10 protein-coding genes are annotated in these 9,491 nt (G+C 62.6%); 6 read left to right on the top strand and 4 right to left on the bottom strand.

What is annotated here, in order from left to right; translation table 11 throughout:
- The coding region (locus ACVOLQ_RS17480) for a hypothetical protein (protein WP_481528781.1) at positions 1 to 261 on the top strand (261 nt) is incomplete at its 5' end.
- A 181-nt stretch (positions 262 to 442) separates the two neighbouring features.
- The gene (locus ACVOLQ_RS17475; RefSeq protein ID WP_481528780.1) at positions 443 to 1,387 is read left to right on the top strand and encodes a Nudix family hydrolase; all 945 of its coding nucleotides are present in this window, start codon (positions 443 to 445) and stop codon (positions 1,385 to 1,387) included.
- A gap of 26 nt (positions 1,388 to 1,413) precedes the next feature.
- Here ACVOLQ_RS17475 and ACVOLQ_RS17470 read toward each other — a convergent pair whose 3' ends face one another.
- The 3 genes from ACVOLQ_RS17470 to ACVOLQ_RS17460 form a co-directional block, all read right to left on the bottom strand.
- Positions 1,414 to 2,040, bottom strand: a complete 627-nt coding sequence (locus ACVOLQ_RS17470; protein WP_313173390.1) for a DUF4124 domain-containing protein — start codon at positions 2,038 to 2,040, stop codon at positions 1,414 to 1,416.
- 46 nt (positions 2,041 to 2,086) lie between these two features.
- Positions 2,087 to 2,917 (bottom strand): methylenetetrahydrofolate reductase [NAD(P)H], encoded by an 831-nt coding sequence (gene metF / locus ACVOLQ_RS17465; RefSeq protein WP_481528779.1) that lies wholly within the window; start codon positions 2,915 to 2,917, stop codon positions 2,087 to 2,089.
- A 99-nt stretch (positions 2,918 to 3,016) separates the two neighbouring features.
- Entirely contained in the window at positions 3,017 to 3,769 is a 753-nt protein-coding gene (locus ACVOLQ_RS17460; RefSeq protein ID WP_481528778.1) for a COG4705 family protein, read from the bottom strand.
- A gap of 500 nt (positions 3,770 to 4,269) precedes the next feature.
- On the opposite strand from ACVOLQ_RS17460, the gene ACVOLQ_RS17455 reads away from it, so the two are divergent.
- The 4 genes from ACVOLQ_RS17455 (at position 4,270) to proP (ending at position 8,795) form a co-directional block, all read left to right on the top strand.
- Positions 4,270 to 5,883, top strand: a complete 1,614-nt coding sequence (locus tag ACVOLQ_RS17455; protein ID WP_481528777.1) for an APC family permease — start codon at positions 4,270 to 4,272, stop codon at positions 5,881 to 5,883.
- 103 nt (positions 5,884 to 5,986) lie between these two features.
- Positions 5,987 to 6,541 (top strand): DUF3228 family protein, encoded by a 555-nt coding sequence (locus ACVOLQ_RS17450; protein ID WP_313495705.1) that lies wholly within the window; start codon positions 5,987 to 5,989, stop codon positions 6,539 to 6,541.
- Positions 6,525 to 6,962 (top strand): ribosomal maturation YjgA family protein, encoded by a 438-nt coding sequence (locus ACVOLQ_RS17445; protein ID WP_481528776.1) that lies wholly within the window; start codon positions 6,525 to 6,527, stop codon positions 6,960 to 6,962. Before ACVOLQ_RS17450 ends, ACVOLQ_RS17445 begins: the two co-directional genes overlap by 17 nt.
- A gap of 303 nt (positions 6,963 to 7,265) precedes the next feature.
- Positions 7,266 to 8,795, top strand: a complete 1,530-nt coding sequence (gene proP, locus ACVOLQ_RS17440) for a glycine betaine/L-proline transporter ProP (protein ID WP_313173396.1) — start codon at positions 7,266 to 7,268, stop codon at positions 8,793 to 8,795.
- 214 nt (positions 8,796 to 9,009) lie between these two features.
- On the opposite strand, the gene ACVOLQ_RS17435 is transcribed toward proP, so the two are convergent.
- Positions 9,010 to 9,273: a hypothetical protein gene (locus ACVOLQ_RS17435; protein ID WP_481528775.1), complete on the bottom strand. Its 264-nt coding sequence runs from the start codon at positions 9,271 to 9,273 to the stop codon at positions 9,010 to 9,012.
- Positions 9,274 to 9,491: the final 218 nt, after the last annotated feature.

Below are 9,491 nucleotides of genomic sequence, written 5' to 3'. Positions count from 1 at the left end.
GCCATGCTCGGCAGGGGCTTCACCGGTAATGCCCCTGCCGAGCATGGCTCGGCACTACCGTCAGCCTGGCTTTGCAGGAGCGGCGTAAGCCACGAAGCCGATGCCCTGGCCGATGCATCGCCGGTAATGCCCCTGCCGAGCATGGCTCGGCACTACCGTCAGCCTGGCTTTTGTAGGAGCGGCGTAAGCCACGAAGCCGATGGCCTGTCCGATGCATCGCCGGTAATGCCCCTGCCGAGCATGGCTCGGCACTACAGGTGATCACCATGTAGGAGCGGCGTAAGCCGCGAAGCCGGGTTCCCTGACGGGCCGGCCATCTCTGCACTCTGATGGTGCGCCAGCTTCGCGGCTGACGCCGCTCCTGCAAAATGGCGCCGTTCCGGTATGGCTGCACCGCATCGAACGATTGCACCGACCGGCCTGTTTTCGGCATGCTCAGTCCATGACATCCCCTTCACGCTCGATCCACGTCGTGGCCGCCGTCATCACCGACGCGCGCGGTCGCATCCTGCTCAACCGCCGCACCGGCGACAGCGACATGGCTGGCCTATGGGAGTTTCCCGGTGGCAAGCGCGAACCCGGTGAGACCTCGGAACAGGCCCTGATCCGCGAATTGCGCGAGGAACTGGGGATCGAGGCCGAGGTAGGCGAATGGGTAATGGACGTTCCACAGATCTACCCGGACAAGCGCCTGCGCCTGGAAGTGCGCCGCGTGCAGCATTGGAAAGGCACCGCGCGTGGCCGTGAAGGCCAGGCCATCACCTGGGTGGCGCCGGACAAACTCTCGCGCTACTCGATGCCGCCGGCCGATCTGCCGGTGGTGGCGGCGCTGCGCCAGCCGGGCCAGTACCTGATCACCCCGGAGCCCACCGACGGCGACGAGGCCTGGTTGGCGTCGATCGAGGTCGCCATCGCCAGTGGCATCCGGCGCGTGCAGCTGCGTACGCCGATGGCAGCACAGCGTCAGGCATTGGCCAAGGCCGTGGTCGAGCGCTTTGGCAAGCAGGTCGAGGTGCTGGTCAATCGCGACATCGCCCTGGCCAGTGAACTGGGTGTTGGTGTGCATCTGGGCAGCGAGCAGGTGCTGCAGCTGCAGGCGCGGCCCTTGCCGGAGTCGTTGCTGGTGGCGGCATCCTGCCACGACCTGGCTCAACTGCAGGCAGCACAGCGGTTGGGTTGTGACTTCGCGGTGCTTGGGCCGGTGCAGCCCACGGCCAGCCATCCAGGCGTTGCAGGCCTGGGCTGGGATGCATTCGTGGAGCTGCGCGAGCAGGTCTCACTGCCGATCTATGCGATTGGCGGCATGGGCGCTGGCGATGTCGAAACCGCGCGCCGGCATGGAGCACTTGGCGTTGCCGCGATTCGCGCGCTATGGCCGTCGTGCTGAGCAGATGACGGCAGCGGGCAAGCCGCTTACAGCGTGATCCAGAAACAATTGTATTGGCGGCGCAGATGCAGGATGGTCCGGGTCGGCGTGGCGCTGCGCGGCAAGGTCTGCTCCAGACGCAGGGCAATCGGTCGACGCGGGCCGGTGCGGACATTGGTGATCACGTGCACCTCCGGATCGGCGCCGCTGCTGGCGGCCTGCGCAGGATCCACCGGCGTGCCGTCGGTATAGGTGAACGGTTCGGTGGGCGCGGGAACATAGGCTGGTTCCTCGGGGAATACCGGCGCGATGTCGATCAGCGGCCGCTGCACGATCTCATCCAGCCTGTCCATGACCCGGGTCGCGGCTGCGTTTGAGAGGCCGTTCCACAGATAAATGCCTGACAGGCGATTGGGGTCGCGTGCATCGGCGGCGGACTGGATCTGTGCGACCAGCTCGCTGAGCCGGCGCGCACAGCTGTCGCGGTACAGGCCACTGCTGCCCAGCGCCCGCGTATTGGGCAACAAGCGGGCGCGTGCCCCCATGGCGTCGCAGGGCTTGTCACCGTAAACGGTCTGTCCCTGTGCGTTGGTACAGCGGTTGATCTGCTGTGCAGGCGCATCAAACGCCGCCAGGGCAGGGCAGGTCAGCAACAGGAGTAACAGCAGGCGCATCGGCCAAGGGTAGCCGTTGCCCGGGCGCGCAGGAAGTGATGGATGCTCAGCCGCGACTGAGCCGCTCCAGCACCGCATTGGTCGGCTTGGCCAGGTTGAGCGTGTAGAAATGCAGCGAGGGTGCACCGCCTGCGATCAGACGTTCGCACAGGCCGGCAACCACGTCGGCGCCGAAGCTGCGCACCGATTCGGCATCGTCACCATACGCCTGCATGCGCTTGCTGACCCAGCGCGGGATCTCGGCCCCGCATTGCTCGGAAAAACGACGCAACTGGCTGAAGTTGGAGATCGGCATGACGCCGGGAATGATCGGAACTTCCACGCCGAGCTTCCGCGCTGCGTCGACGAAGTGGAAGTACGCGTCGGCGTTGTAGAAATACTGGGTGATGGCGGCGTCGGCACCGGCATCGATCTTGGCCTTGAAATGGCGCAGGTCGCTCAGCGCGTCGCTGGCTTGCGGGTGGGTCTCCGGATAGGCGCCCACCTCGATGCGGAAGGCATCGCCATGCTCTGCACGAATGAAGGCGATGAGCTCGGAGGCATAACGCAGGTCCCCGGGGAAGCCCATGCCCGAAGGCAGGTCACCGCGCAGGGCGACGATGCGCTTCACCCCGATGGCGCGATACAGCTTCAGCAGCTCGCGGATCTCCTCGCGGGTACCGCCGACGCAGGACAGATGGGGGGCTGCCTGCAGGCCATGGTGCTGGTTGAGGTGGCGCACGGTCTCGGAGGTGTAACTCAGCGTCGAGCCACCCGCACCGAAGGTGCACGATACGTATTCCGGCGCATGGCCTTTGAGCTTGGCGGCGGTACGGTCCAGCTGGGCACGCTGGTCATCGGTCTTGGGTGGGTAGAACTCGAAGCTGAGCGCGGTCATGGGGAGCGGCCGGGGTCTGACGGGATGCGGGCCATTATATCTCTCCATCAAGATGGATATTCAATTGTTTCAGGCGAGACTTGGGCAGCCGCTGGATTTTCAGTGCGTCTGGCTGGCGGGGCGCTGTGGCAGCAGGACGATGCAGGTCACGATGGCCAGCAGCAGCACGCTGGTGCCCACATACCGGCTCAGGGCAAGGCCGCCATGATCCAGGGGCTTGTCGAGGAAGTCGCCGACTACCGCGCCCAGTGGGCGCGTCAGGATGAAAGCTGACCAGAACAGCGCGGTGCGGGAGATACGGGTGCGCAAGTACAGCACCGCAACCAGCGCCAGCAGCCCGGCAAACACCGCGATTCCGCCGGTATAGCCAAGCCCCTGGGTATCCGCGGCCCAGTCGCCCAATGCCGTGCCCAGGGTTTGCGAGAAGGTGATGGTCAGCCAGTAGAACAGCTCGCTGCGCGAGGAGTCGATCCGGCTGACCGAGATACTGCCGGTGCTGCGCTGCCAGACGAACAGCGTGCTCAACAACAAGGCGAGCAGCAGCGTGGTGCCACCGCTATAGCCGATGCCCAGCGAACGGTCGACGTAGTCAGCCAGGGTGGTGCCGACGGTGGTGCTGGCGATGATGGCGAACCAGTACACCCAGGGCCGGAAGCGGGGCGAGCGGATCTGGACGAACACCGCCACCGCGAACACCGTGGCGAACAACAGCGTGCCGACAAGGTAGCCGAAGTCCATCGACATGGTGACGGCATCCCCGCCAACCTCGCCCAGGGTGGTGGCAAGGATCTTGATGATCCAGAAGCCCAGCGTGATGGCGGGGACTTTGCTGAGTGATTCGGTCGGCGACATGGCAGTCATCTACGCGGGAGTGCAGCCACTGTCGGTGGGCGGTTGTCGGAGTTGCGTCGTAGCCATGTGTTCGTTGAGCGTGGAGTTCATTGCGGCGCGCGGCCGTTCGCCGCTAGTGAGGGCTGCGGCGTTGGCCCCCTCCCTTTGCCGCAGGCAAGGGGAGGGTTGGGGAGGGGTGCTTTTGCTGCTAGGTGTTGCTCTTGGCTTTTGACCTCCGGCACTTCGCTTGAGCGCAGAATCAGAAGCACCAAGCCAGAACCGTTTGCAGGTTGAGTTTCCTGCGCAGAGCACCCCTCCCCAACCCTCCCCTGCGCCTTCGGCGCAAGGGAGGGGGCAAGGCATTTGCCGCTTTCGGCATCTCAGTGAACGGAAACTATCCTCCGGTCATGCCGGTTCTGGCAGCAACACCCAACCAGCAAGAACCACGCCCGGCTTAACGTCAGGTTTGCGATCATCGAGCGCCAACGCCATCCCGGCGATGCTGCAACCGGAAAACCACCATGACTGCATCCAGCGCCATCCGCCGCGACGTCGGCCCCATCGCCCTGATGCTCACCGGCCTGGGCTCGATCATTGGCTCAGGGTGGTTGTTCGGCGCCTGGCGCGCCGCCGGCCTGGCCGGGCCCGGTGCGATCTGGGCATGGGTACTGGGTGCGGCCATCATCCTCACCATCGCCCTGACCTACGCAGAGCTGGGCGCGATGTTTCCCGAGTCCGGTGGCATGGTGCGCTACAGCCATTACTCGCACGGTTCGCTGGTCGGCTTCATCGCTGCCTGGGCCAACTGGATCGCCATCGTCTCGGTGATTCCGGTCGAGGCTGAAGCCTCGGTGCAGTACATGGCATCGTGGCCCTGGCAATGGGCGCAGGACATGTATGTGCAACAGCCAGGGGGAATGGGGGAGCTCAGCCATGCCGGCCTGCTGATCGCCGCAGTGCTGGTGGTCGTCTATTTCCTGATCAACTTCTGGAGCGTCAAGCTGTTCGCACACTCCAACAGCGCCATCACCCTGTTCAAGCTGATCGTGCCGACGTTGACCGGTGTGGCCCTGATCGCCAGCGGGTTCCATGCCGAAAACTTCTCGGTTGGGTTGAAGGGGCCGGGTACGCCGACCCTGGACTTCTCCGCCATCCTCACCGCTATTGCTACTGCTGGCATTGTTTTCAGCTTCAATGGCTTCCAGAGCCCGGTGAATCTGGCGGGTGAAGCGCGCAACCCCGGCCGCAGCATTCCGTTCGCGGTAGTTGGCTCGATCCTGCTGGCGGCAGTGATCTATGTACTGCTGCAGGTGGCTTACATCGGCGCGGTACCCAGCCAGATGCTGGCCGAGCACGGTTGGCATGGCATCGACTTCCGTTCACCGTTTGCCCAGTTGGCCTTGATCCTCAACCTGCATTGGCTGGCAATGCTGTTGTACGTGGATGCCTTTGTCAGCCCAAGCGGCACCGGCATGACGTATACCGCCACCACTGCGCGCATGATCTACGGCATGCAGCAGAACGGAACGGCCCCCAGGGTGTTGGGCAACATCCATCCGCGTTGGGGCGTACCGCGCCCGGCGATGTGGTTGAACCTGGTGGTGTCGTTCCTGTTCCTGTTCTTCTTCCGCGGTTGGGGCACGTTGGCGGCGGTGATCTCGGTGGCCACCGTCATTTCGTACATGACCGGTCCGATCAGCGTGATGTCGCTGCGCCGCACCGCACCCAACCTGCATCGCCCGTTGCGGGTGGTCGCGCTGCCGATACTGGCGGGCGTGGCCTTCGTGATGGCTACCGAGCTGTTGTACTGGGCGCGCTGGCCACTGACCGGCGAGATCATCCTGCTGATGGTGGTAGCACTGCCCATCTACGTGTATTACCAGCGCAAGATTGGTTGGCATGATTTCCGCCGCCAGCTGAGAGGCGCGCTATGGCTGATCTGCTACCTGCCGCTGCTGGCGCTGGTGTCGTGGGCAGGCAGTACGGCGTTTGGCGGTGCCGGTTACCTCGGTTACGGCTGGGATCTGCTGCTGGTGGCGGTGATCGGCGTCGTGTTCTATCTATGGGGCGTCAACTCCGGCTGGCGCACCCCTTCGATGGATGTCGCCGAGCACGAGGCGCAAGCGCACGCCTGAGCCAGGCAGCGAATGCCCGCTGCTTGCGCAGGTGTCGGGAGGCGATGGTTCCGGTCTACGTGCTGATCGCCGACAATGTCGCCATCCTCTGTTGGAAGCGATGATGTCCATCTACTTGACGCCGTTTGCACGTACCCGTTTGTTCCCGCGCACGCCACGCGCCAACACCATCCAGGACTGCAGCGCTGAGGAATTCGAGCAGTACTTGAATGCGCATGCTGCCGACAAGGTGCTCGATGGCTATGCGCCGTTCTGCAAGCTGCATGTCTACAGGAACTGGACCAGCACCCGCTGCCTGACCGTACCGGTCACCGAGCAGAATCGGCACCTGCTGCGTTCCGGCTACGAGGCGCGCAGCCGCGAGGAGCTGCCGGTGCTGGTGCGTTGGTTCGAGGGTGTGGAACCGGCGGTGGCCGAATATCTGGTGGTCATCCTCTATAGCCGGGAGCAGTTGCAGAAAGAGGGTTCGCCGATCGAGGCCGATTGGGGCGTAGTGGGCTGTCTGTATACCGCCACTGCCGAAGAGATCCCGATGGCGCCGATCACCATGATGCGCAATGCATTGGGTGTTGAAGAAGGCGGGTCTGGTGTGCCGATTGACCGTGCGGCCTACGCGCGTGCGGTGGAGTTCTGGGGCGCCAATGCAAACTGGCGCTGATTCGGTGCCGCTCAGCACAAAGCTGGTCGGCATGTTCGTAATCAGTCGCTGGCATCTGGTGCTGGCGTTGCTGGTGTTCGCTGTCGAGGTGATCATCGCCACGGGCCTGCCGCATGTGTCGTGGATTCGTGCCTATCTCGGCGACGTGCTGGTGGTGGTTTTGCTCTATGCGATGATCCGCAGCGTACTGCGCATTCACGATTATCTGGTTCTTTTGATGGTGTTCGTGTTCGCTTGCGGCATCGAGTTCGCCCAGTATTTCCATGTCGCCGAACGTCTTGGCTATGTTCGCGGCGATATGATGTACACGATCATCGGCAACACATTTTCGTGGGGCGACATCATCTGCTACGCAGCAGGCTGCGCAATAACAGGCCTCATCGTGCTGCTATCAAACGTATTTCGCCGCATTCATCGTTGAAGAACAGTGGGCTTCGTGTTTGCATGACATCACTGTAGACGCGTCTTTAACAAGCCTTAACGCCTGTTCGCGTAAAATACGCCGGCTAAGCATCTTTCAGCGATTACGCACAGGCGCCCTGTCTGTTGATGCTCGGACAGCCGGCACTACGCCTTACCGGGATGATCCCGGTTTTTTCTGTCCCTGACCGTTCCCGTGGCTTTGTCGCGGGGCATTCCTTCGTGCGCATCACGGCCTGCGCGAACTCATGCAAGCCAAGGCCAAGCGTGCAATCAACTCAGTAACGGGAGGACTGGTCCTGTCATGTCTACAGGTGAATCCACTATCCGCAATGAGCCGCTTCAAATCGAGGACATCACCGTCATCGATAAGGCAAAAGTAAAGAAAGCAGTCACTGCCGCCGCGTTGGGTAACGCGATGGAGTGGTTCGATTTTGGTGTGTACGGTTTTGTCGCCTATGCCTTGGGCAAGGTGTTCTTTCCCGAGGCCTCGCCCAGCGTGCAGACCATCGCTGCGTTGGCGACATTCTCGGTGCCGTTCCTGGTGCGTCCGCTGGGCGGCGTGTTCTTTGGGGTCATGGGGGACAAATTCGGCCGGCAGAAGGTGCTGTCGGCAACCATCATCCTGATGGCGGTCAGTACCTTCTGCATCGGTCTGATTCCTTCGTACGAGAGCATCGGCATACTCGCGCCCATCCTGTTGCTGCTGTGCAAGTTGGCGCAGGGCTTCTCCGTTGGTGGTGAGTACACCGGTGCCGCGGTGTTCGTGGCCGAGTTTGCGCCGGACAGGCGCCGCGGTTTTCTGAGCAGCTGGTTGGACTTCGGTTCGATCATTGGGTTTGTCTCCGGTGCCGGCGTGGTGGTGCTGCTCAGCAGCATCGTGGGCGAAGCGCGGTTCCTGGAGTGGGGCTGGCGGATTCCGTTCTTCCTCGCCGCACCGCTGGGCTTGATCGGCCTGTACCTGCGCCACGCGGCGGAAGAAACCCCGGCCTTCACCGAGCAGCTGGAGCGCATGGAGAAGGAGGACCAGGATGCCGTCGGCAGCGCGCCACGGATATCCTTCAAGGAAATCGTCAGCAAGTACTGGCGTTCGCTGCTGATCTGCGTCGGCATCGTGCTGGTCACCAACGTGACCTACTACATGTTGCTGACCTACATGCCCACCTACCTGTCGCACAACCTGCACTACTCCGAGGACCACGGCGTGCTGATCATCATCGTGGTGATGGTGGGCATGTTGTTCGTGCAGCCGTTCGTCGGCATGGCCAGTGACCGTATCGGGCGCCGGCCATTCATCGCTGCAGGCAGCATTGGTCTGCTGGTCGCCGCGATCCCGGCGTTTCATCTCATTACCAGCGGCAACACCGGTTGGATCTTCGTTGGCCTGTTGTTGTTGGCCGTGTTGCTGAACTGCCTGATCGGGGTGATGGCTTCCACTTTGCCGGCGATGTTCCCCACCCGCGTGCGTTACAGCGCGTTGGCCAGCGCGTTCAACATCTCGGTGATCATCGCCGGCGTGACCCCGACACTTGCGGCCTGGTTGGTGGAGACCACCGGTGATCTGATGATGCCGGCGTACTACCTGATGGTGGTTGCGGTGATTGGCCTGATCACCGCCTACTTCATGCACGAGACGGCCAGCAAGCCGATGCGCGGCGATACACCGAATGCATCAAGCCGTCGCGAGGCGCGCGAGCTGCTGCAGGAGCAGTACGATCATATCGAAGCAAGCGTTGATGACCTGGACGTAGAGATCAACGACATGCAGGACAAGCTTGCCGACCTGGAGCGCCGCAAGCAGGCGTTGATCGACCGTCATCCGGATCTGGTCTGATCAGCCTCCTCCCTTGCACCGAAGGTGCAGGGGATGGCTTTTGACTGTGTAGAGCCGAGCCATGCTCGGCTGGGGCCCTGCCAGGAAAGCTTTTGCCGAGCATGGCTCGGCACTACCGCTTCTCTTCCTCCCTTTCGCGCAGCGAAGGGAAGGGCGGGGATGGCGCGTTCGCAAGAAACGCACTGCCCACGCCTTCACCAATCAGGAACGCAAATCAGACATCGCAGCGAAAGCGCAACGCATCGAGCTGCGGATAACCCGCGATGATGGCGATGGCCTCCTTCCAGTAGGTTTCAAGCGCATCTTCTTCCACCGCTAGAAACACCGGCGCGACATCATTGAAGCGGAACTCTATTCCGCGGTCCGGTAATCGCCGGCGACTTATCGCCGTAGGCGTGCGGCCATTGCGCAGATGCCAGACACGTTCTTCAATCACGTTATTGCACGCATCCGCTCCAAGATCACCAATCCACTGCATGTGGCGGGTCCCTGGCTCGGTGGTAATGCAGGGCAATGCGGGAGGGTGAAGTGCTGGGTACGGCTGAATCCGGATAATGACCAACCGATCAGCGCTCAGTTGTGCTGGCGGCGCTCGATCTGCGCAGATGGGCTGTCCAATGCGCCTGATGGCCTCAGGAACGCGCTCATGTTCGGACATTCGAGACGAATCTGGCTTTTGTACGGATCAGTCGTGAA

The organism is Stenotrophomonas sp. STEN031, from assembly GCF_056759975.1.
The sequence above is the reverse complement of the archived record's forward strand: the minus strand, read 5'-3'. Positions and strand labels throughout refer to the sequence as shown.